Origin of the sequence: Paenibacillus plantiphilus, assembly GCF_927798095.1 — a bacterium.
GTDB lineage: Bacteria > Bacillota > Bacilli > Paenibacillales > Paenibacillaceae > Paenibacillus_Z > Paenibacillus_Z plantiphilus.
The window spans coordinates 1-22,473 of the sequence record NZ_CAKMMF010000052.1 but is presented as its reverse complement, the minus strand read 5'-3'; the positions used below and the strand labels follow the sequence as shown (position 1 = coordinate 22,473).

Annotated in this window: 15 protein-coding genes; 3 read left to right on the top strand and 12 right to left on the bottom strand. The window is 50.0% G+C overall.

Annotated features, from left to right (window positions below; all coding sequences use genetic code 11):
- The 11 genes from L6H65_RS25945 to L6H65_RS25895 all read right to left on the bottom strand — a co-directional run.
- Positions 1 to 937, bottom strand: a 937-nt coding sequence (locus tag L6H65_RS25945) for an alpha-amylase family glycosyl hydrolase (RefSeq protein WP_253074663.1), incomplete at its 3' end; no start/stop codon positions are given.
- A gap of 508 nt (positions 938 to 1,445) precedes the next feature.
- The gene (locus L6H65_RS25940) at positions 1,446 to 9,941 is read right to left on the bottom strand and encodes a fibronectin type III domain-containing protein (protein ID WP_236347513.1); all 8,496 of its coding nucleotides are present in this window, start codon (positions 9,939 to 9,941) and stop codon (positions 1,446 to 1,448) included.
- A 469-nt stretch (positions 9,942 to 10,410) separates the two neighbouring features.
- Positions 10,411 to 11,430: a galactose/methyl galactoside ABC transporter permease MglC gene (gene mglC, locus L6H65_RS25935; protein ID WP_371877768.1), complete on the bottom strand. Its 1,020-nt coding sequence runs from the start codon at positions 11,428 to 11,430 to the stop codon at positions 10,411 to 10,413.
- Positions 11,431 to 11,449: 19 nt separating this feature from the next.
- A complete protein-coding gene (locus L6H65_RS25930) occupies positions 11,450 to 12,967 on the bottom strand; it encodes a sugar ABC transporter ATP-binding protein (protein ID WP_236347510.1) in 1,518 nt (505 codons plus the stop codon).
- A gap of 86 nt (positions 12,968 to 13,053) precedes the next feature.
- Complete coding sequence (locus L6H65_RS25925) at positions 13,054 to 14,055, bottom strand: galactose ABC transporter substrate-binding protein (protein ID WP_371877769.1); 1,002 nt, start codon at positions 14,053 to 14,055, stop codon at positions 13,054 to 13,056.
- Between the two features lie 322 nt (positions 14,056 to 14,377).
- Positions 14,378 to 15,376 (bottom strand): substrate-binding domain-containing protein, encoded by a 999-nt coding sequence (locus tag L6H65_RS25920; RefSeq protein WP_236347505.1) that lies wholly within the window; start codon positions 15,374 to 15,376, stop codon positions 14,378 to 14,380.
- Positions 15,373 to 17,172 carry a cache domain-containing sensor histidine kinase gene (locus L6H65_RS25915; RefSeq protein WP_236347502.1) on the bottom strand — a complete coding sequence of 600 codons (1,800 nt, stop codon included), beginning with the start codon at positions 17,170 to 17,172 and terminating at the stop codon, positions 15,373 to 15,375. Before L6H65_RS25915 ends, L6H65_RS25920 begins: the two co-directional genes overlap by 4 nt.
- A gap of 5 nt (positions 17,173 to 17,177) precedes the next feature.
- The gene (locus tag L6H65_RS25910) at positions 17,178 to 18,854 is read right to left on the bottom strand and encodes a response regulator (protein WP_236347497.1); all 1,677 of its coding nucleotides are present in this window, start codon (positions 18,852 to 18,854) and stop codon (positions 17,178 to 17,180) included.
- Between the two features lie 211 nt (positions 18,855 to 19,065).
- Positions 19,066 to 19,374, bottom strand: a complete 309-nt coding sequence (locus L6H65_RS25905) for a chorismate mutase (RefSeq protein WP_236347494.1) — start codon at positions 19,372 to 19,374, stop codon at positions 19,066 to 19,068.
- Positions 19,375 to 19,593: 219 nt separating this feature from the next.
- Positions 19,594 to 19,737, bottom strand: coding sequence for a hypothetical protein (locus tag L6H65_RS25900; RefSeq protein ID WP_236347489.1), 144 nt, complete (start codon positions 19,735 to 19,737; stop codon positions 19,594 to 19,596).
- A 166-nt stretch (positions 19,738 to 19,903) separates the two neighbouring features.
- The gene (locus L6H65_RS25895) at positions 19,904 to 20,233 is read right to left on the bottom strand and encodes a helix-turn-helix domain-containing protein (protein WP_236347486.1); all 330 of its coding nucleotides are present in this window, start codon (positions 20,231 to 20,233) and stop codon (positions 19,904 to 19,906) included.
- A 200-nt stretch (positions 20,234 to 20,433) separates the two neighbouring features.
- Between L6H65_RS25895 and L6H65_RS25890 the strand changes: the two genes are divergently transcribed.
- The 3 genes from L6H65_RS25890 to L6H65_RS25880 are packed head-to-tail and all read left to right on the top strand — an operon-like array spanning position 20,434 to position 21,901.
- Complete coding sequence (locus L6H65_RS25890; RefSeq protein WP_236347483.1) at positions 20,434 to 21,381, top strand: protease complex subunit PrcB family protein; 948 nt, start codon at positions 20,434 to 20,436, stop codon at positions 21,379 to 21,381.
- A gap of 2 nt (positions 21,382 to 21,383) precedes the next feature.
- Complete coding sequence (locus L6H65_RS25885; RefSeq protein ID WP_236347480.1) at positions 21,384 to 21,602, top strand: hypothetical protein; 219 nt, start codon at positions 21,384 to 21,386, stop codon at positions 21,600 to 21,602.
- Entirely contained in the window at positions 21,596 to 21,901 is a 306-nt protein-coding gene (locus tag L6H65_RS25880; protein WP_236347476.1) for a hypothetical protein, read from the top strand. Before L6H65_RS25885 ends, L6H65_RS25880 begins: the two co-directional genes overlap by 7 nt.
- A gap of 69 nt (positions 21,902 to 21,970) precedes the next feature.
- Here the strand turns inward: L6H65_RS25880 and L6H65_RS25875 are convergent.
- The coding region (locus L6H65_RS25875; RefSeq protein WP_290370481.1) for a group II intron maturase-specific domain-containing protein at positions 21,971 to 22,473 on the bottom strand (503 nt) is incomplete at its 5' end.

Here is a 22,473-nt window from a genome sequence, read left to right as displayed (position 1 = left end):
TACCAGCGCTATAAAACTTCGCAGTATCAACATTTTTGCTGCTGCTGAAGCCGACAGCATCTCTGATGTTATGTCCGTATTTGTCAGCCGCGAGGTTCATATAAGTCGCGTAATCGTTAAATCGATCCGCACCGCCTTGAAGAACCTCTCCGTAGATATACAGATTTTCTTTGTTAGTCAAAGATCCAAGTACGCGAGGCCAGAAATTCGATCCGGCATTATCTGGATCATCCGGAAGCTCGATATGCTTGGCGGCGTCAAATCTGAAGCCGTCCGCACCGAGGGAGATGGCATCATTCAAGAATGCGATGATGATATTCTGCAATTCCTGATTGGAAGTATTCAGATCAGGAAGTCCGATGCCCTGCTGCGTAACGTTCCATCTTCTATCCCAGCTTTCAACATGCTTTGCTGGCGAGTGCCAGAAATTAGGATTGTTTTTAAGTACAGGATCAACGTTGTGTGCAGGTTGTACCTCTAGGGCTCCACCGCCCGCATTGCCCGTATGATTTGCGATGACATCGACGATGATGCTGATGCCGTATTTCTCAGCTTCTTCACAGAGTCTCTTGAACTGTTCTCTGCTTCCTAGCTGCGTATTGCCGATTTGGAAATTAGTAGGCTGATAGAGCACCCACCACTTGCTGCCATCCGTTAAAGCTTCCTTACTCGCTTGAATAGGCGAAGTTTGGATGGATTTAAAGCCTGCTTCCGCAATAGCCGGAAGATTGTTCGTAATGTTGTCGAATGACCAGTTCCACGCGTGGAAAATGACCCCGTCCTTCGTTTTTGCCGGGAGTCCATAATCCTGGGCCCCACTTGTCTGCTGTGGCGCTGTGCTGCCTTGTGTCGCTGCCGCTGCCGTTAAGCCTAAGGCTTGAAGCATCATAGCTGCAAACAGAATGATACTCAATACGCGTGTCGTTCTTCTTTTCATTCCGATCTCTCCTTTTACATTAATAATGCAAGTCATTATTCCGGCTAATACGCCAGAAATTGTGAGTCAAGCAGACAATTTCCAAGCGAAATGTATCCGCTTACACAATTGTTTGTAATGACTTTTCTCCGGTGACTGAATACCACCCCCCTGAAACTACACTGCAATATTGTCCCACTCGCAATTTACCTTATTATGGGAGTAAAACGTTTGCACAAATAACAGTAGCATTTGTAAACATATTATGTCATCGCAATATTTCATTGTCAATTAGACTACTATCATTTAAAACATTAATCTTTTTTAATAAATCTTCCTTGAACTCCCTCTGCTTTAATGGGAATACAAATTCCATAGCCATGAGGCGATCTGAAACATTCAAGCAGAATACGGGTTTGAACCGAGCGGTGAGATAAGTACGGTATCACAAACAAAGAATCCTCCTGCCCACTGTAGCAGTGGTTCAGAAGGATTCTTTGTTTTCATTAAGGCTTATGATGCTTGGTGCTTATTTGCCGATGCGAGCGAAAGCCGTTGTCAACAAGTCAACATCGCCCCACTCTTTAGGTGAGTTGGACTCGCTTACGCCTGGTGTATCGGTTGTAGCAGGATCATTCGGAATCGTATCTACCGGCGAGAACTCGCCTTGGTGAAGCTTCACGCCGATTCCTGAACCTTCAATGTTCGGATTGCCGATTGCGCTCAGTGGAATCTTCGCCTCGTAGAACGTGTCACGATTCACATCGTGGCCCAGTGCCTTGAAGTCCACAAGCTTGCTGGCATCCGCTACATGGTCTACATCCTTCACTCCCCAGAGTGTGTTGTAGCCTGCACCTTTGGCAAACTTCACCGTAATGCCTGCAGCTGCGCCTGTTTTGTAGTTCACTCCAGCATCGTCAACCGGGAATACGCCGTTGACTGCTTTGGAGATGTAGCCGGAATGGAACATGTTCGATGCGATGTTGAACTGGTAATCTGGCAGATTCACACCGCCCCAGATCGGCTGAAGACCGTTCTTCTTCCACATGTCAAGCGTTGCGCCTGCGCCAGCAATCGTATCGATCGCGATCGTTTGCGGCATATCCATGGAACGGATTGGTGTACCGCCCGAGGAACCAGCATTCGCTGGATCGATGATGTCTGTCACATCTACATACTGCCAAGCCAGGTACAGATATTCATTGTCCCATGCTGCCCACAGGTGGGTCAGATCCAATGGCGTTTCGTGCAGCGACCAGTTGCTGCCCAGTGTACGCGGATCGTCGCCAGCCATATCGATGGCGATCAGCATGTCGTCGGTCCATTGACCTCCGTTCACGCCATCGATTGTAATTGGCGTCGATACGCGCTTGCCGAACGATGGGTTGGTGGAGTATGGCTTGTTGCCACCCGGGATAATGATCGTTCCTTTCAACGTTGCAACGGCAACAGCCGCGCTTGCTGCTGAGAAATTGTTAGCAGCATCGAAGGCTTTCACGCTGTAGTTGTACGTTGTTTCTTCCGTCAAGCCAGTGTCTGTGTAGCTCGTCGTTGCAGACGTGCCGACTTTCACACCATTGCGCAGGATGTCATAGCCTGTTACGCCCACATTGTCCGTGGAAGCTGTCCAGGACAGGCTTACCGTCGTTTCGGTTTTGCCTGTGGATGCAAGACCTGCAGGCACGCTTGGCGCTTGCGTGTCGACACCATTATTCGTGACCACCGTTACTTCGTTGCTGGCACCTGAAAGGTTGCCAGCAGCGTCGTTTGCTTTAACGGTGTACGTGTAGGAGGTTGCTGCTGTAAGTCCTGTATCTGTGAAGCTCGTTGTTGCGGACGTGCCGACTTTAACGCCACCACGGTAGATCTCGTAGCCAGCTACACCTACATTATCGGTGGAAGCGGTCCACGACAGGCTTACCGTTGTATCGGTCTTGCCTGTTGAAGCCAGCGCTGCAGGGTTGCTTGGTGCTTGTGTATCTTCTTCGCCTTGAATCGAGAATTTCATATCATCGACGAGCAGGACGCCTGCAGCGTTATCGCCAATGCTGCGAATGATTGCGTACACTCTGGCTCTTGTCGTTCCTGCCGGCGTTTCGCCGTTCAAGCTCAGCGTAATGTAACCGTCCGTTACTACTTTCTGATCGAACTTCGCATAACCAACAATCGCGTTGCTTGCATTGTAGAAGTCTACATACAGTTGAGCGCGTGCATTGGTCAGGCTGACGGCATTGAACTGGCCGCTTGCAGTATACGGCTTGTTGCCTTCAACCGGAACGTACTGAGAGAACTTGACCGTGCTTCCGTTTGTCATGCTGGAGCCCGTCAGCTTCTGTGCTTTGCTTCCAGAAGCAACTGGCGCAGCCACCAGTTCGAAGGTGGACGTGATGCCTGCTGTTACGGATTTAGCCCAGCTGTCCGCTACTCCTGTCGTTCCCGTGTTGGTTTCAAAACCCGGGTTAACGAGCAGGTTGCTGCTTGCAACATTCTGTGTCGTTACGCTGAATGCTGCGCTCGCATCGGACACATTGCCCGCTGCATCCTTAGCTTTTACTGTGAAGCTGTATGCTGTGTTTGGCGTCAAGCCAGCTGCCGTGTAGCTAGTTCCAGCTGCGCTTCCAACCAACTCCGTACCTTTGTAGATGTCGTAGCCCGTTACACCTACGTTATCCGACGAAGCGGTCCAGGACAGGGCAACGGAAGTCGTTGTCGCTGTGCCGGTTACGTTCGTTGGCGCGGATGGCTTGATCGTATCTACATCGCTTGGTACTGCAATGGTAACTTCATTGCTGTAGCCGGAGAAGTTATTCACTGCATCTTTAGCACGAACTTGGTATTTGTACGTCGTACCAGCCGCTACTGTGCTATCGATGTAGGTCGTTGCATTCACCGTAAAGGTCTCCGTGCTTGTGCCTGCCCTGCGTGTAACTTCATAACCCGTTACAGCAATGTTGTCTGTTGAAGCACTCCAAGACAGTGTAACTGTCTTGGGAGTGCCTGTGCTGAGGTTGCCAGCCAGATTAGCTGGGGTCGAAGGAGCGATTGTATCGACTCCTGTCGGTTTCTCCCCGAGCTTCACTTGACCTGCAGCCCCATTAGTTCCAGCAATGTACGTGTTGTCGCCAGCGTTAAAGAAGTAGTTCTTCTGACCGTTGCTATCCCATACGTTACTGCCGTTGTTGAAGCAAGCTTCCAGACGGGTAGCCGTGCCGATATCGACCGTTATTTTCTTGTAGCCAGGGTTGAGCGGATCGTTCTCCATCTTCACGCCTGGAACAGCCGTCCACGTGCCGCCCTCTGCGCGATAGTGAATGTTGACATTCGTCCATCCCTCTTTGTAGTAGATCGTTACTTTGTTGCCTGGCAGCGGAGCATCCGGTTTGCCCGGCGTTATCTTGCCAGCGTTAAACGTATTGTCGCCTTTATTGAAGAAGTAGTTCTTCTGACCGTTGTTGTCCCATTGTCCGCTGCCGTTGTTGAATACAGCTTCAACGCGAGTAGCTGAGCTTGCTCCAAGGTTGATCGTGTACTTGGCATAGCCTGGAATTTCGGACTCATCCATCTTCACGCCTGGTACAGCCGTCCACGTGCCGCCCTCTGGACGATAGTGGATATATGGCGTTGCATAGCCTTTTTTGTAGTAAACCGTTACCGTATTGCCATTGTTGCTGCCTGGTTCAGTCGTTACGCTGATCTCATTGCTTGGATCAGATGCGCCGCCCACTTGGCTGCGTGCAATGACTTTGTACGTGTACGCCGTTGCGCCTGTCAGACCTGTATCCGTGTAGGATGTTGTCGTAGCTGTGCCTACCTTGCTGCCATTGCGATAGACATCGTATCCTGCAATGCCGGAAGCATCTGTGGATGCGCTCCACGTCAAGGATACGGTCTTGTCTGTCTTCGCGGATGAAGCCAGATTCGTCGGTGTCGTCGGCTTCGTCGTAACAGCCGGGTTCGTCGTTACACTCACTGCATTGCTCGGATCGGACTCTGTGCCCGCTTGGTTTTTGGCAATTACTTTGTACGAATACGCCGTTGCTGCCGTCAGACCCATGTCGGTATACGTCGTTGCCGTTGTCGTTCCAACTTTCGCATTGTTGCGGTACACATCGTATCCCGCAATACCTGCGCTAGTGGATGCCGTCCACGTCAGCGTTACTGTTTTGTCTGTCTTAGCCGATGAAGCCAAATTCGTTGGCGCTGCCGGCTTCGTGCTTGGACGCGGATCTGTTTCATGCCAAGTCGTTCCGTCATACCAGCTCGTTGCTGTTCTTGTAAAGCCCGGCTGGCTTTGGCCAGGGAGCTGCTTGCCTGTGTTGTCTTTGAAGATAATAGTCGCTTTCTCAGCGGTGTCGAAGCTGTAAACGAACCAGCCGTCGCCAGCGTCTGTCATAGCAGGAGCTGTTGCCCATGTAGGCTCATTCGTTTGCTTAGGCGCTGTTTCATAGAAGTACACCGCTGGTGTTCCCCAGCCTGCTGGCTTCTTGAAGTAAATGTCAAGCTTGGCGTTCGGATCACCCTTCGTGAAGGTGAACGAGCCTGTGCCTTCGCCGTTCTCATTGACCGCATGCATTCTCAATGTTTTCGTCTCATCGATAGCCATGCCTGCGCCAATCGTGATCGTTGTTCCGTTTGTAAATGCAATGCCGTTCACCGGATCGCTGCCGTCCAGCGTGTATTTGCCGCTATCGGCATTTTTCACCGACAGGGTCACTGTCGTTGTTTCTGTCTTGAACTTGCCACCTGCCGGGGATGCCGTCAGAACCGGGAATTTCTTGTTCGCGCCAACATTCTCGATCAGAATAACGCCATTCGCGCCAGCCGTAAATTTCGCTTTGCCGCCGCTTACGACGACTTCATTCTTCGTGTACGCATCGCGCACTGTCGTACCGTCTGGGAAAATGCCGCCCACGTTCACATCGACAGAGCCCGAAGCGCCCACTGCTACAACAACCTTATCCAGAATATCGCCTTGCTCATACGTACGGGAGAACGTATAAGGAGCGTCCGCGATTTTGGCATGTTTACCAGCGCCAATCGCGATGTGATTATTTCTGAACTGTCCAATCTTCTGCCAGTGCTGCAGCAGATTCTGGTTCGTGCTGCCCCAGTTCATGTCTGAACGCGTACCTTGGTCAGGGTCGGAACCAGTAGCGCCGAACGGTCTTCCGGACTCATCGCCATAGTAGGTTTGTATGCCGCCAGGAAGCAGCAGCAGAGCCGTGCCTGCTTGCATCAAGTTGCCGCGGTTGTAAAGTCCTTTGTCATGCGACGAGAGATAGCTGAGCATATTGTAGTTCGGAAGCTCGTTGTTGAATTCGCTCGCATACCGCGAGAACAAGCCTTCCAGATCACTCATATTCGCGCCCTGGAACGAGAAGTTGATCAGGGAGTCGAAGCCATTATTGAAATAATTGCTGTCTCTGCCGAGGCCTTGGCCCCATACTTCGCCTGTCATCCAGAAGCCGTCATTCCAATCTGCTCCCGGTTTCGTTGGATTGTTTTGTCTCCATTTGGTCAGTGCGCTGCTTGAAGCTGTTTTGAGCTCTTTCCATTTGTCTGCGGATACGTGCTTCGCAGTATCGATACGGAAACCGTCGATTCCGAACTCTTCCACCCATGAGGACAGCCATTTGGTCATGTAGTCCTTAGGCGCAACGTTCAGGTCTTTGCGGTATTGCTTCGCAGCAGGAACGATCCAGTTATCGTAGCCGCTTGTTTCTTTGCCGAATTTTGTTTTCAGAATTGGCGGCAAAGTAGTGCCACTTGTAGATTCAGTCTTGATATCAGGCAAGAAGCCTACACATAGCGTTAGATCATTGTTGCCGCATAGATCGTAACCGGCAATGTTATTTGCACGAATCCAGCTGTTGCCCCACCAGGAAGCCCATGCGCTTGCATTGTTCGTGTTCATAATGTCGTTGTGCGAGTGCCAGTTCTGGCCGCTGCCCTTGTTCGGCGTCCAGTTGCCGGCAAGTCCGCCGCGGTCGCCATAGTTGTATTCCGCCATGTCAACGAGCGTCGGGTATGCCACGTGGTTCATAACAACGTCTAGAACAACGCGGATGCCTTTCGTATGTGCGAGATCAACGAACTCGCGCATTTCATCAATGGTTCCCATGCTCTTGTCCATGGCTGTGAAATCGAGCGCATAGTAGCCATGGTAGCCGTAGTGAGCGAAGTCTCCGTCTTTACCGCCTACCCAGCCGTGCATTTGCTCCCATGGAGCTGTGATCCAGATCGCATTCGTTCCAAGGTCGGTGAAATAGCCTTCCTGGAGCTTCTGCGTTAATCCTTTAATATCGCCGCCATGGAATGTTCCGACATTAGAACCCCAAGCATCGGTTTTCGGCCTGCCGTAAGCGCCGTCATTGCTCGTATTGCCGTTTACGAAACGGTCGGTCATCACGAAGTATACGTTTGCATTATCCCAGCTGAATGGGCTGCCTGCTGCCTGCTGCTGTCCGCCGTTGCCGATCTTGACGGTTGCAGGAGCGCTGGCTGCTGATTTCTGTCCGATTGTATCGACTGCTCTCACCGTGTAGGAATACGTATTGTCATTCGCTACCGTTGTGTCCGAGTAGGACGTGCTTGTGGAGCTGCCTTTCAGCGTGCCGTTACGATAAATCTCGTAGCTTGCAACACCTTTGTCATCTGTGGAAGGACTCCATGTCAGGTTGACAGTTGTCGTACCGACAGCGGTTCCTTGCACATTCGTCGGCACAGTAGGAAGCTGATCCTGCGTGCCGCCATTGCCGGTTGTAACCGCAACTGCAGCGCTGAACGCTGATTTCTGTCCAATTGTATCGACTGCTTTGATCGTGTACGAGTAAGTCTTGTTCGCAACGACCGTGTTGTCGGTGTAGGAATTCGTCGTCGTTTCACCGATCAGTACGCCGTCACGGTAAACCTCGTATTTCACTACTCCCTTGTCATCTGTGGAAGGCGTCCACGTCAGGTTAATAGAAGTCGTGCCTGCTGCTGTTCCTTGTACATTCGTTGGAGCTGTTGGAGCTTGGTCCGTTGGAGCTGGACCATCCGGATTCGTGGCGTGAACCACATTGTCTTTGATCCATTTCTCTCCCGTTACTTGATAGCCCGGTTGGCTTGCTCCCGGTATTTGATTGCTTCCGGAATTAAAGATCACTTGCGCCTTTGTCCAAGCCGGAATTTGATAGGAGTACCAGCCGTTCCCATCATCCTTCATTGCGGGTCCTGGCCATGTCGCACCGATTTTGGTCGGCGTTACAGACTCATCATAGTAATAGATGTTAGGCGTTCCCCAACCAGCAGGCTTATAGAAATGAACTTTAAGCGCTGCATTTGGGTCTTCTTTCGTAAATGTATACGTCTTGACAGCTTGTCCAGCCGCATTGCTCGATGTCACTTTCAGTACGAAAGTCGCGCCGAATGCTGCGCCAGCTCCGAAGCTTACAGTCGTACCTGAGCTGAACGTCGCAGGTGTTCCATTGTTCACCGTGTACGATGCAGTGTCAGAACCTGTGTATGTCAGCTTCACATCCAGCTTGTCTGTGTAGAATCCGCCCTCTTGCTTATCGATAGAAATGACAGGAACAGGTGCTGCAGCTTCATATAGAACAGCGATTTTGCCGCCACCGATGTTGCCTGTAATTCTGCCATTGGAAACAGTGAACGTTCCGCCGCCAGTAGCTTTATTCGTATAAGTGCCGTTCGGAAGCTTTGTTTCGGAATTGATCTGGGCATCGCCGCCAAGGTTGACGATCGTTACCCCTTTCGTTCCACGCTCAACGAGCATAATTTGGTTGCCTTGCGTGCGCAAGAACTCGCCTTGACCAACCATTGCATTGTGGAATTTGTTAACAGCTGCAATATCAGCATCTTTCCACAGGTTGTTGCCTGGTTGACCGAGAGGGCTGCCGAACTTGCCGCTTCCAGCAGGTCTGTTGAAGAACAATGAAGTCGTTTCGGCACGGGCTGCGATGATCGACCAGCCCATCTTGATCTGCCATTCATTCATGTTCGTTGATTCGTTCTTGTCATTGGCATACGTATCATGGGATTCTACCCACGTTACCAATTTGGATGGACTAACAGTACCAGCGCTATAAAACTTCGCAGTATCAACATTTTTGCTGCTGCTGAAGCCGACAGCATCTCTGATGTTATGTCCGTATTTGTCAGCCGCGAGGTTCATATAAGTCGCGTAATCGTTAAACCGATCTGCTCCGCCTTGAAGTACCTCTCCATAGATATATATATTTTCTTTGTTAGTCAAAGAGCCTAATACACGAGGCCAGAAATTCGATGCCGATCCATCCGGATCATCTGGAAGCTCGATATGTTTGGCGGCGTCAAATCTGAAGCCGTCCGCACCAAGGGAGATGGCATCATTCAAGAATGCGATGATGATATTCTGCAATTCCTGATTGGAAGTATTCAGATCAGGAAGTCCGATGCCTTGCTGCGTAACGTTCCATCTTCTATCCCAACTTTCAACATGCTTTGCTGGCGAGTGCCAGAAATTAGGATTGTTTTTAAGTACAGGATCAACGTTGTGTGCAGGTTGTACCTCCAGGGCTCCACCGCCCGCATTGCCTGTATGATTTGCGATGACATCGACGATGATGCTGATGCCGTATTTCTCAGCTTCTTCATTCATTTTCTTAAACTGTTCTCTGCTTCCCAGCTGCGTATTGCCGATTTTAAAGTTAGTAGGCTGATACAACACCCACCACTTGCTGCCATCCGTTAAAGCTTCCTTACTCGCTTGAATAGGGGAAGTTTGAACGGATTTAAACCCCGCTTCCGCAATAGCGGCCATATTATTGGTAATGTTGTCAAAGGACCAGTTCCATGCGTGGAAAATGACGCCGTCCTTCGTTTTAGCGGGAAGTCCATAATCCTGCGCCGCCATGGCTTGCACATTGCCCGTCTGCTGTGGCGTTGTGCTGCCTTGTGCCGCTGCTGCCGTAAAGCCCAAGGCTTGAAGCATCATCGCTGCAAACAGAATCATGCTCCATACTCTCATTGTTGTTCTCTTCATTCTGATCTCTCCTTTTCGCATTTATTAAGCAAGTCAATGGCCTGGCTGTGAAGCTAAAGAAATGTGGATCAAGCAACAATTTTCAAACGAAATGTATCCGCTTACAAAACTGTTTTTAAAGGCCTTCACCCCATCCTTTGACTACCACCTCCTGAAAAAAATAAGAAAATGTTTCATTTGCACGTTTTCCTTTTTTTAGGAGAAAAACATTTGGATAAATAATGAATTGCGTTTATGAACCTAGTATGTCATCGCAATAATCCATTGTCAATTAGGTACGGAGCCCTATAAACATTAATGTTTTTTAATATAATTAGATAAAATTAACTTTAGCAATCCCTACATATTCAATAGGAAAACATAACACACAAATAGACATAACAATAAGGTCAAACAACAGAGCAGCACGCCTCCATTATTTGACCCCTATGTTGTCCCTCATGCACGATTTGCGAGGCGGGATACAGCCTTATTTCTTCGCCAAATATTTGCGAATATCGAAGGCGACTGCCGCGACGATAATCAACCCTTTAATGATCAGCTGCCAGTAAGGATTGACGCCTATATAGGTCAGCCCGTAGTTGATGACGCCAAAAATCATAACTCCAGCCATAACACCCGGCACAGTTCCGATCCCGCCAGCAGTCGATACGCCCCCGACGACACAGGCCGCAATAGCATCAAGCTCATACATATTGCCGTAATTGTTCGTTGCCCCGCCAGTACGCGCTGCTTCCAGCACGCCCGCCAGACCATACAGCGCGCCTGCAATCGAGTAAATGTAGATCAGGTTGCGGCCGACACGAATGCCGGACACCTTCGCCGCCTGAATGTTGCCGCCGATTGCGTACATGTTCTTGCCCAGCTGGGTTTTGTTGAAGATGACCCAGACCAGCCCTGCTACTGCAATGGCGATCACTACAATATAAGGGATCGAATATTTGCCGTCCAATCCGAAGTACCCGCTGCCAAGCTCGGTAAAATCCTTCCTCAAGCCGCCGATGGGCTGCGATTGATTCGGTTCAGTGTCGAAGTAGATCGAATTCACGCCGTAGACGATAACCATCGTGCCCAGCGTGGCAATGAACGGCGGAACACTTAATTTCGCCACGATAACTCCATTTATGAGACCGACAATCAAGCCCGCCAGAATCGCCAGCGCGATGGGCACAATAAGCGGAAGCTCCGGCAGATTGGGAAAAAATCTCTGAGGGTATTCTGATAATTGCAGCATCGAAGCCGATATAACGGCGGTCAAGCCGACGACCCGTCCAGCAGACAAGTCAACGCCGCCTGTAATAAGAATGAAGGCTGCGCCAAGCGCGATAATCGCACGCGTAGATGACTGCAGCAGTATATCACGCAGCGTGGTCACAGCCAGAAAGCTCGGATCTGATACCGCAATGCCGATGATCAGCACGACAAGAACCACGTAGATGGCATTTTGGGTGAAGAAATTTTTAATAGAACTTGTATTCATAGCGTTCATATTCCTGCTCCTCCTCCGTTCAGCGCTCGCGCTGTGCGGCTAACCGCATGATGTCTTCCTCCGTCGCAGCCCTGCCGTCAACAACGCCAGACAACCGGCCCTCGCACATGACCATAATTCGGTCTGACATTCCGAGCAGCTCAGGCATCTCCGACGAAATCATAATAATGCTTTTGCCCTGCTTCGCCAGCTCCGCAATGATCGTATAAATTTCGTATTTGGCGCCTACATCAATCCCTCGCGTCGGCTCATCCAGCATCAGAATGTCCGGATCAGTCAGAAGCCACCTTGCCAGCAGCACCTTCTGCTGATTGCCGCCGGAGAGGTTGCCGATCAGCGTCTTCACAGAAGGCGTCTTCACTCGGAACCGCTCGACATTATGCTCAGCATCCATACGCGCGCGCCGTTCATTCAGCAGCCCAAACCCATTGCGATACTGGCTCAGACTGGCGATAGACGTATTCTCCAGCACGGATAAGACGGGGAAAATGCCAGTTACACGCCGTTCCTCTGTCAGCAGCGCTATCCCATGCTTCTTCGCCTCGACCGGCGACTTGATGCTGACCCTCTTGCCGTCAATCTCTATGCTTCCGGCTGCAATCGTTCTCATCCCGAACAGCGCTTCGATCAGCTCTGTACGCTGTGCGCCCACAAGTCCGCCAACTCCGAGAATCTCTCCCTTCCGAAGCTCGAAGGTAACGTCCTTGAACGAATGCTGCTGGGGTGAAGTCAGCTTCTCTACGCGGAGCCTCACATCCCCTGGCACATTGCTTCGTTCCGGAAACCGCTGCGTTAGATCACGTCCGACCATCCGTGTAATGATAAGATCAGTCGTCATCTCCTCGGCGGGCCAAGTGCCGATCAGCTTGCCATCGCGCATGATCGTCACATCATCGGATATGCGCAAAATCTCTTCCATTTTGTGCGAGATATAAATAATCGACACGCCCCGCGCGCGCAGCTTATTAATGATTTTGAACAGCTGCTCCACTTCATTGCCTGTCAGGGACGATGTAGGCTCATCCATAACGATGACGCGCGCACTGTACGATACCGCCTTGGCGATTTCAATGGACTGCACGTTCGAGACAGAGAGCGTCCCGACCTTGACATGCGGATCTATAGTCATATCCAGCTCAGCGAGCAGCGCTTTCGTGTCCGCAAGCATTTTCTTCTCATCCACAAACTTAATTGGCCCTATGCCTTTGAGCGGGTATCGCCCTAACCACACATTGTCCATCACATTGCGGAATGGAACGGGATGCAGCTCCTGATGGATCATCGAAACACCATGTGCCAGCGCATCCTTGGAGCTGGCTATCGCAACAGTCTCGCCATCAAGCCGTATATCTCCGCCATCTGGCTTATAGATGCCAAACAAGCATTTCATCAGCGTCGATTTCCCTGCGCCGTTCTCTCCCATCAGAGCGTGAACCGTGCCTGGACGCACCTTCAAGGTGACGTTGTCGAGCGCCTGCACACCTGGGAATGCCTTGGAAATGTGATTCATCTCAAGGATGAATGGATGGTCCGCCATCGCTTTTCGCCCCCTGTTTATACAGCAAAAAGCAAGGGGCAATGCAAGCTACTGCTCCCTTGCTTTTTGTTTGGAATATACGATCGTTATTTTGCTTCGCTCATATTGTCCTTCGTAATTTTCTTATACTGAATCCATACATACTTGCCATCAACGATGTCATAGCCCGTATTGTCCTTCGTTGGCGTCTCGCCTTTGGCAAGCACATTCGCGAGCTCAAGCGTTGCTTTACCTTGGTTCTTCGCATCATTCAGCACCGTGCCAAGCAGCGTGCCCTCTTCAAGCGCTTGAAGCGCAGGAGCGGTAGCATCTACGCCGACGACCGGCATAAATTTATTGTCCTTGAAGTAGCCTGCACTCTTCAAAGCTTCAACAGCTCCGAGCGCCATATCGTCGTTGTTGGCGAGCACCGCTTCGATCTTATCGCCATTGGAGGCGAGGAATGCGGCCATCTTCTCCTGTCCTTTAACACGGTCCCACATGGCCGTGTCTTCCGCTAGCTTCTCTACTTTGATGCCTGCATCCTCAATTGCTTTTATGGAAAACTTGGTGCGCAGCTCGGCATCCTGGTGGCCCGGCTCGCCTTTGAGCATGACATATTGAAGAATTCCATCGCCGTTCTTATCCATCGCCTTGTTCGCATTCCAGTGATCGACGAGCAATTGACCGGATATCGTGCCTGATTCCTCGGCTTTGGCGCCAACATAGTACACTTTATCCCATTTGTTCATATCGTCAGCAAGCGGTTCACGGTTCAAGAACACGACTGGAATATCCGCCGCCTTGGCCTTGTCGATGATGACTCCTGCTGCTGTACGGTCAACCGCATTAATAGCGAGCGCATTGACCTTCTTATTAATAAACAGATCCACCTTATCATTCTGTGTCGGCTGTGAATTCTGGCTGTCTACAATGTCAACATTGGCCTTGCCTGATGCCGCATCGGTAATCGCATTGCGCACCCCTGTCATGAACGTATCGTCAAATTTGTAAATCGCCACCCCAATGGTTGGCTTGTCGCTGTCCGATCCTCCGGTGTTCTCCCCGTTGTCCTTGCTGGAACATCCTGCAGCTACAGCTGTTAGCATGATACCTGTAAGAAGAATCGCAGTAAACTTTTTCAATTAAAACCCTCCTAAAAGTTTTTGCGAGCTTGCCTAGCCTGCTATTGGCAGGATAAGAGCAAAAACTCGCTTCGAAAGCATACGCTTCGTTTTTGCGAGCTTTGCCTAGCCTGCCACTGGCAGGATAAGAGCAAAAACTCACTTCGCAAGCATACGCTTCGTTTCTTGCTTGGCCTCACTCCTTGATTAGCTGGCACTCACTCTCGTGATGTCCGCTAAAGTAATTATGTCCCATTATACGTAGCATTCGAATTCAAAATTCTCATCACTTCTATTAAAATTCTCATCACTTCACAAAAGGAAACAGCAGCTTCTGATTATCCATCCAGAACATATTCTCGTTATCTATCACCTTCGTCGGAATTTCTACCCGCTCCGGAATCTCTTTGCCGTCCATCGCTTCAACCGCATATTTAACGCCGAGATACCCCATGCTGAACGGATTCTGCACAATCGTGCCATGCAGCTTGCCATCCTGCAGCAGCTCCAACTGTTCGAGTGCACTGTCGAACGCAACCATCTTGACCGCTTTGCTCATGCCCCGCCGGTCAACCTCGCGAGATGCTCCGATTGAAGCGCCTGCATTCAGCGCGACAATGCCATCTACCTCGCCCTTGTCCATCAGCACACTCGTCACTTCCTGGCAATATTCCGGACTCGACATGCAATAACGGTTGCCCAGCACTTCGATATCCGGCGCATTCTTGAACGCATCCAACAGTCCATGCACACGCTGCTCTGTGTTGCGGTCATCCTGTGTAATGCTAAGAATAACGACCTGCCCCTTGCCCTGCAGCAGCTCGATCATTTTCTCTCCGGCCTTCTGTCCGGCATCGTAATGGTTGCTCCCGATGTATGATCGGACATGGCTCGATGTCAGCTCAGTGTCAATTGCAATAACCGGAATTCGGACGTCGCCAACCGCCCTCGACACCGCCATATCATCCAGTGCTGCGACGATCAGCGCATGCGTCCCTTGCTTGATCGCGCTGCGAATCATCGCAAGCTGTCCTTCTACATCATCCTCGTCATCCGGAGCGATAATCTGCAGTTGAACACCAAACTCCTTAGCCGCAGCTTCCGCACCTTTGCGCACCGTATTCCAGTAGTCGCTGTCCTTCTGCCGCAGCATTAGTGTGATCGGCGTGCTCTTCCCTTCCTCCTCCAGCCCATCCGTGCGAAAGCTGTCCATCATGGAAGGAAATAGAACGAGCGCAAGCAGCACAAGGGCTGCAACTGCCGCCGCACCGGCAAAACCGTATCTGAGCTTGCCCGAGTACCTCATTCTCTCTCCCCCTTCCCCAATTCAGAGGGGTTCGTCGCCGCTCCGCTGCTTCGTCCATCGATGACAGGCAATCGCGGAATTTCAATCGTAACGGTCGTCCCTTCCTCCAGCTCACTCTCATACACCAGACCGTATTCCTCGCCAAAATAAATCCGTATCCGCTCGCGCACATTATGAACGCCAACGCCAGAGCCTGAATAGCTGGCACTATCGCCGCTGCCGCGGAACGTTCCCGCAGAGATCTCCGCAAGCTTCTCGGGCGACATGCCAAGCCCATTATCACGAATCGTGAACCGAATACGGCTGCCAACCATCATCGCCCGCACTTCAATAACTCCTACATCCACCATTTGCTCGATGCCGTGTATGATCGCATTTTCAATAATAGGCTGCAAAATAAGCTTGATCGTAGGACATGCCAGCACGTCCTCCTCCGCTTCAATTGTGAAATTGAACTTATTCTTGAAGCGAATCTGCTGAATCGTCAAATAATGCCTCGCATGCTCCAGCTCCTCGCCCACCGCGACAATCGGCTGCCCTTTGTTCAAGCTAATGCGGAACAGCTTCGACAAGGACGTTATGGTTCTTATAATGTCTTCGTTCTTGCTCATGCCAACCATCCGCACAACAGAATTGAGTGTGTTGTATAGGAAATGCGGATTAATTTGCGCCTGCAGCGCCTCTAGCTCATACTTTCGCTTCGCTTCCTGCTCCAGCACAATCTGATTCATCAGTCCTTTGATCTTGACCATCATCAGATTGTAGCGCTGCGACAGCCGCTCGACCTCAAGCGCTCCCCGCACCTCGACACCCGTGTTGAAATCTCCGCGTTCAACCGTCTTCATCGCCTTCTCCAGCTGCTTGATGGGACGGGAGATGCGTGCGGACATAATAGCCGAGATGACCACGACTAGCAGCAGCACAATAAGCAGCACCCGAAGCATGTAGTCATTGACTTCCTGCTTGGAGGTCATAACCTCATCCATGTAGGAGACGCCGACAACCTTCCAGCCGATATTGTTCACCGTCTTGATCGTAATCAATCGATCCTCGCCCGTTGAATCATCAATATAATTGCCGTATGCATATTTGAGCGCAGGCTCTACATTCTCGTATTTCAACCCAATATATATAAGCTGCTGCTGCGGATGATAGACAATATTGCCCGCTGAATCATCGATAATGTACACATAGCCTTTTTTCCCAAGACTGACGCGCTGGCACAGCTCATCAATCTTCTTGAAGTTGACATCCACCAGCAGCACAGCTTTTGTCTGTACGCCATTGTGCGTAATTGTAATTCCCTTGCTCATGGAAACGACCCATCTATAGGAGCCGCGATATATGTTCTGAATATGGGGGAGAGAAAAGCTGAGGTGATTAGGTGTTTCAACAGCAGATTTGAACCATGTCTGCTCCGTTAACTGAATCGTAGAGCGAATTTCCTGCATCGGACGGTTCGTAAGCAGCTCGCCTTGGTCAGTGAACAAAGAGAGCGAGATCATATCCTCCCTCGTCCGCATAATCGTGTCCAGCTCACTTAAGAATGTATCCTGATCGATGGCCTCGCTATTATTGATCGTTCCATCGATAACCTTGAACACCTCCGTCATGCCGCGCACATAATCCTCCAGATTGTAGCTGACCTGCTCGACAATCTGCTGTGTGCTCACAATGGCGCTCTGCTCCTCCGTTTTCGAGAATTTATCGTAGAGAAGCAGACCGAGTACACTGATGACAATAACAGAGAACAACGAGAAGGAGACCGTAATAATGAACTGAATGCTTTTTCTCATGGCGATCAATCCTCTTTGGAACGATTTCTGTACTCTTTGGGCGAGACGCCAATCCCTTTCTTGAAGCAGAAGCTAAAGTAGTTCGGATCTGCAAACCCGACTTGCTCAGCAATCTCAAAGGCTTTGAGCTCGGTCGTTCTCAGCAGGCGCTGCGCAGCCTCCATCCGAATATTCATCAGATAGCTGACAAAGGTCAGCTTCACTTCCTTCTTGAATACACTGCTGAAATAGCCTGCGCTTATGTGAAGATGGCTGCACAGCTTATTCACAGAAATTTCGCTATCCGAATAATTGGCCTTCGTATAATCAATCGCTTGCTGGACAAGCTGTTTATAGGAGTGCTGCCTGTTGCTGGCAATATGCTGCACGAGCTTGATGCACAGCGAAGCGAACCATACCCTCGCCGCCTGAAGGCTGTCCAGCTTCTGAAGATCAGCGAAGATCGCATTGCCGCCGCCAAAAATATCCTCCAGATCAGCATCAGCATCCTTCGCCGCTCTTAGAACCGCAGTAAGCAGCTCCAGCATGAATACTTGGTAATCCTTGTAGGAGGCATGGGCTTGCTCAATCTCATCGAACAGCGTATTCACCGCTTCACGCATCTCATCTTCTGTTCCGACCTTCATGCATCTGACGAGCGCCTGCTCCTTCAATTCGTCGAAGCGAAGCTTGGTCACGAAACGCCGTTCAACATCACCGATAAAAATAATCCGGTTGCCGCCCTGTCCCTGCACAATTCGGTAATCCAGCGCATGCAGCGCATCGTTGTAGCTATGCTTAAGCTCCGTCAGTCCGCCTACCGGCACGCCAACGCCGATCGTTACCGTCAGCTTGAGCCACCGTTCAATATGATGAACCGTCTCCTGCAGCACAGTCAACGTCTCCTGCAGAACGGCTTCCATATCATTCCGCTCGCTAATCGCAAGCAGAATGACATGGTTCTGGTAGATAAACGCTTTGCCCATGGCCTGCTTCACCCACAGCTCCTCGGCTATATTCAGCACCGCGAACAGCTTCAGATCAATATCGCCAGAGCTGCGAAGCGAGCCCTCAGACGGGCGCTGTTCCCCATCCACGGCAGCTGTGCTGGCTGCATTCCCGCTATCCGCTTGCTGCTGCAGACTAATCGCGGACACAATGTAACAACGTCCCGCAAGCTGCAGGCCGTAGCTGCCTGCTTTCTCTTCAATCTGCCAGATCGGCAGCTTCCGCGACAGCAGAGAGGCAAGGAAGGTCTCTCGCATGACGGGGAGGCTTGTCCGATAATGCTCCCGCAGCAGCTCCATATCCTCACGTCTCGCTACTTCACCATCGATACGCTCCTTGACCTTGCGCAGCACCTGCACAATTTGTCCCGCCTCGAACGGCTTCAGTACATATTCATCCACATCGAGCCCGACCGCTCGTTGGGCATATTCAAATTCCTCATAGCCAGAGATCAGCACAATTCTAGTGGCAGGATGAGCGCTGCGAATCCAGTCCGACAGCGCAAGTCCATCCATGAAAGGCATACTTATATCGGTCAGCACAACATCCGGCGCATGGCGATCAATCAGCTCCATTGCCTCTCTGCCATTCTCCGCCGTATCGACGATCTCGAAGCCATTATGACCCCAATCGATTTCGTGCAGAAGCCCATCCCTTACATCCGCTTCATCGTCAACAAGCAGCAGCTTATACATGTAAGCGCCTCCCCACGAACAGTATTAACAACAGACTCATTATACATCCATCGCTGGATTTGTGATGAAATAAAGTTTTTCACTTGAATCGCCCCTATAAAGCGGCGCAACCAAAAAAAGTGCCAGAAAGCCCGAATCCGGGGTTTCCGCCACTTTATGCTCCGCCTATGATCCTCATGCGCATCAGCCAAATTGAATAGCTCGAATACTGCTATCGACTCTTTGTCATCTCTGCGGAGTCCATTGCTTCATTCATTTGCGCCCGCTGTAAATTCGAGCATTCATCGAAAATTTGCTTGAAGATGACTCTGATCATTTCATCTGTAAGCAGTCCTCTGTTCATGCTGCACAAGCTGCTTAGAATACGCTCTTCCCGCTCGGGATCGAACACTTCCATCCCTTTCTCTTGCTTCGCCTTGCCGATTTCGAGGACGACCTCTGCACGTTTATTCAATATGGTTAACAGCTCACTGTTAATGGCATCAATCTGCACTCTGAGCTGGTCTATTCTGTCTGACATGACAATACTCCCCTTACAGTAATTTGATATCCCCCTCTACCAGGGCTCTATCATTGTAACATATAACGATACACTTCACCCTGCGAGTTCGTAAAGGCCATTAACCACTGATGGAAGACCTAGTTTCGAGTATGGCAACTGCGAGAAGCAGCCGATGTAGAGAATCCTCGTGGATCGTGTCAATAACCTTACTCCGGCATATATAGGAAAGCGTGCGTGTTACTCCATATCTCTCTGCCGCACCGTCTCGATGTTGCGTTTCGCGATATCCTTCAGATAACATTCCCACAGCAGCATCAGCAAACCTATACTACATAAAATAATGGCGATCATGTTAGCTGCCTCACCGCCTGTCTCACTCATAGATGTGGTGAATCTCCTAGCAGGGTCATCCGGGTTTATTGCCACATTCGATAAATTCAAAGAAGCTGACAAATGGACTCCCACATAAAGAATGATTCCACTCAGTAGTATAAAACCTCCAGCAATGATCCTGTTTATTGTAATCCGCTCCTTGTGTCCGACATCGTTAACGTCCCAATTCCAGCTTGTTTGTTACTGCCTCATGGATCCAATTCGCAAGCCCATCCCTGCTGATATAAATGTTGTTGTTCAGCCTGATGTATGGAAATTTCACCTCGCTAAATGATCCGCTTGCCAATTCAACGCTAATGATGTTCTTCACCTGTTCCTCATTTAAGCCCAAATAATCTGCTGCTTCCTGCAGACTCAGCAATGGATTTAATGGCGGGATCTCCGTCTCCTCTTGCCGATCACTAACAAGTATCAAGCAGCCAATGATAAAACATATGCCAAGAATACTACTAGCTATTATTGCTGATAACGAATTATTCTTCATCCGCCTTCCATCCCTTTCATTCTATTATGTTCCAATATTTACATAATAACGGGTTGGCCGCCGTCATGCAACGCATCGCCACACTGTGGAAGCTGCGAGCACAGACCCTCTCCCTCTGTCCTGCAACATTATTAATTTCAATTACGTTAACTATATTGGAAATATTCGTAATATCCTTGGACTTGGAAGGGGCAATGCTTATGAAGCGGCAGTGGGGGTTTTTGGTTGCTCTAGCTTTAGGCGCAACTACTTTCGTATTCTTCGGCTACACGGAGGGGATGAATGAGCAATTCAACCGCAAGCTTAGTGCGGCAGCACCGTCATTGGAGACATCTCTGCCATCTATGCACGTTTCCGGGCTTCCAGATGGAGGGAAATGGACCCTGTACTCCGACCTCGAACAGCTGCAAAATGCACATCCAGCCAGCATTTATGTCCCCAGTCAGCTTCCCAAGGGCTTCAAGCTGGACAGAAGAGAAGCTAGAAATAAAACGATATGTGCCGTATATACTAGCGGTAAGAAAGAACTCCTATTCCTTCAAACGCCACAAGCGGGCAGCATTCCCAATCCTGCAGAGATGCAGTGGCAGTCGAACGGCAATAAGCTGGTTTTCCTTTGGTCTGCCAATGGATACAGCTTCGAATTAATAGGTCATCATGTCACTGAGAAGGAGCTGAATGCATTCAAGCAATCGTTGATTATGCTCTCTCCACCTGATATAAATACTCGTCATATGCCATTCGAAGTGCTTCAGCTGTCGGGATATCTACAACATTTCGAGCCAGAAGGACGAATGTTCTCCATATTCACTAACGAGCAGTTCCTCGCTTTTGCGAAAAAGCACGAGCTTACAGGAATGAAGGGACAGCGGAACGGATCCGCCGGCTGGATTATGGGACTTTTCTCTGGGAAGAAGGGAAGCAACGGGTACACCATCGCAGTCTCAGAGGTTACATTGCAGGACAATGAGCTGCGGGTCGTATTCCATGAAACGGAACCCGCGCCCGATGCAAGCTCACTAGCTGTCATATCCTATCCCTATCAATTTATAAACGTAGAACTGCCCGAGGGCACGCGCGTTGATACTGTTCAGTTTGCAACCTCGCGCGGCGAAGCCATTGCAAAGCTGCCAACAGGAGGCGAATGAAGATGACATGGCCCCGATGGTCCAGAAGCATGAGGTATCTTATTGGGATTGTATTCTTGATTCTGCTCGTATATTGCTGGTTGTTCTATCAGGAACGAGCAGAGAACGATAGACAGCGCCAAATCTTTACTTCTACTTTCCATGAAAATGTTTTTGCCACTCTGCTGGAGGTAGACAGGACGCTCGAAAGCGGGGAGAATAACCTTTCCTCCAAATGCTGAACAGGATTATTTATGGCATTCAAGCAACCGGTCCTACAGCGAAAATATCGATCCCTCCATTTAACGAGGACAACCGTCTGGATGAAACAGAGATCCGTTATCTACAGCTATTGAAGGGTGAGTTGACCAGGATTAGCCAAGCTATGCGCAATGAAGAGACCAGGCAAGTGAGAGCTGACATTTCTATTGAGGAGCTTAATGAAATATTAAAGCCGATTATATATGATCCTGATGTGATCAGCTTTCATCGCAAAGTACAGGAGGGCGGCAGCCAACTGACGCCAGCTGTCCTGGAATAATCGAGTAGGAGGGGGCGGCTAGCCCCCGACCTCTCACACCACCGTACGTACCGTTCGGTATACGGCGGTTCATGTCATATTCCGCAATGATTTGTATCTGTCCGTTAAACTCTTCAAGCCGTTATTCGACCAATACTGGTTATTTAACGTGGTGTGAAGAATTGGACTACATGCGATTCTCCAATATTTCTTCCTTGTATTACCCCATTCACATGCCTTCGCCTTGGAGACACCAAGTGCTGCTAGCCTTCTCACTTTCGTACGAGGTAGCTTCCACTGTTTCCAGACACACATACGCAGCCTTCTTCGTATCCATTCATCCAGTTCCTTGAAGATGCCCAGCGAGTCCACCAGTGCATAGTAACCACACCATCCGGTTAGATACTGATTCAGTTTCTTGATCCGCATTTCCATTGGAATCGGGCTTTTTCTCGATGTGATCTCTTTTATTTTTGCTTTCACTCGTTGCAGAGATGGTTTCGAAATTTTCACCTTGGGATAGGCTTTGTCCCAACTAAGCGTGAATCCTAGAAACTTTCGTTTCCATGGTCGGTCAACCGCACTTTTCGTTT

Bases quoted from the DNA above. Each gene is read 5' to 3' on its own strand.
- L6H65_RS25905 (WP_236347494.1), bottom strand. From the start codon at position 19,374: ATGTCAGACAGAATAGACCAGCTCAGAGTGCAGATTGATGCCATTAAC.
- L6H65_RS25895 (WP_236347486.1), bottom strand. From the start codon at position 20,233: ATGAAGAATAATTCGTTATCAGCAATAATAGCTAGTAGTATTCTTGGC.
- L6H65_RS25940 (WP_236347513.1), bottom strand. From the start codon at position 9,941: ATGAAGAGAACAACAATGAGAGTATGGAGCATGATTCTGTTTGCAGCG.
- L6H65_RS25885 (WP_236347480.1), top strand. From the start codon at position 21,384: ATGACATGGCCCCGATGGTCCAGAAGCATGAGGTATCTTATTGGGATT.
- L6H65_RS25910 (WP_236347497.1), bottom strand. From the start codon at position 18,854: ATGTATAAGCTGCTGCTTGTTGACGATGAAGCGGATGTAAGGGATGGG.
- L6H65_RS25920 (WP_236347505.1), bottom strand. From the start codon at position 15,376: ATGAGGTACTCGGGCAAGCTCAGATACGGTTTTGCCGGTGCGGCGGCA.
- L6H65_RS25915 (WP_236347502.1), bottom strand. From the start codon at position 17,172: ATGAGAAAAAGCATTCAGTTCATTATTACGGTCTCCTTCTCGTTGTTC.
- mglC (WP_371877768.1), bottom strand. From the start codon at position 11,430: ATGAACGCTATGAATACAAGTTCTATTAAAAATTTCTTCACCCAAAAT.
- L6H65_RS25900 (WP_236347489.1), bottom strand. From the start codon at position 19,737: ATGAGTGAGACAGGCGGTGAGGCAGCTAACATGATCGCCATTATTTTA.
- L6H65_RS25930 (WP_236347510.1), bottom strand. From the start codon at position 12,967: ATGGCGGACCATCCATTCATCCTTGAGATGAATCACATTTCCAAGGCA.
- L6H65_RS25890 (WP_236347483.1), top strand. From the start codon at position 20,434: ATGAAGCGGCAGTGGGGGTTTTTGGTTGCTCTAGCTTTAGGCGCAACT.
- L6H65_RS25880 (WP_236347476.1), top strand. From the start codon at position 21,596: ATGCTGAACAGGATTATTTATGGCATTCAAGCAACCGGTCCTACAGCG.
- L6H65_RS25925 (WP_371877769.1), bottom strand. From the start codon at position 14,055: ATGCTAACAGCTGTAGCTGCAGGATGTTCCAGCAAGGACAACGGGGAG.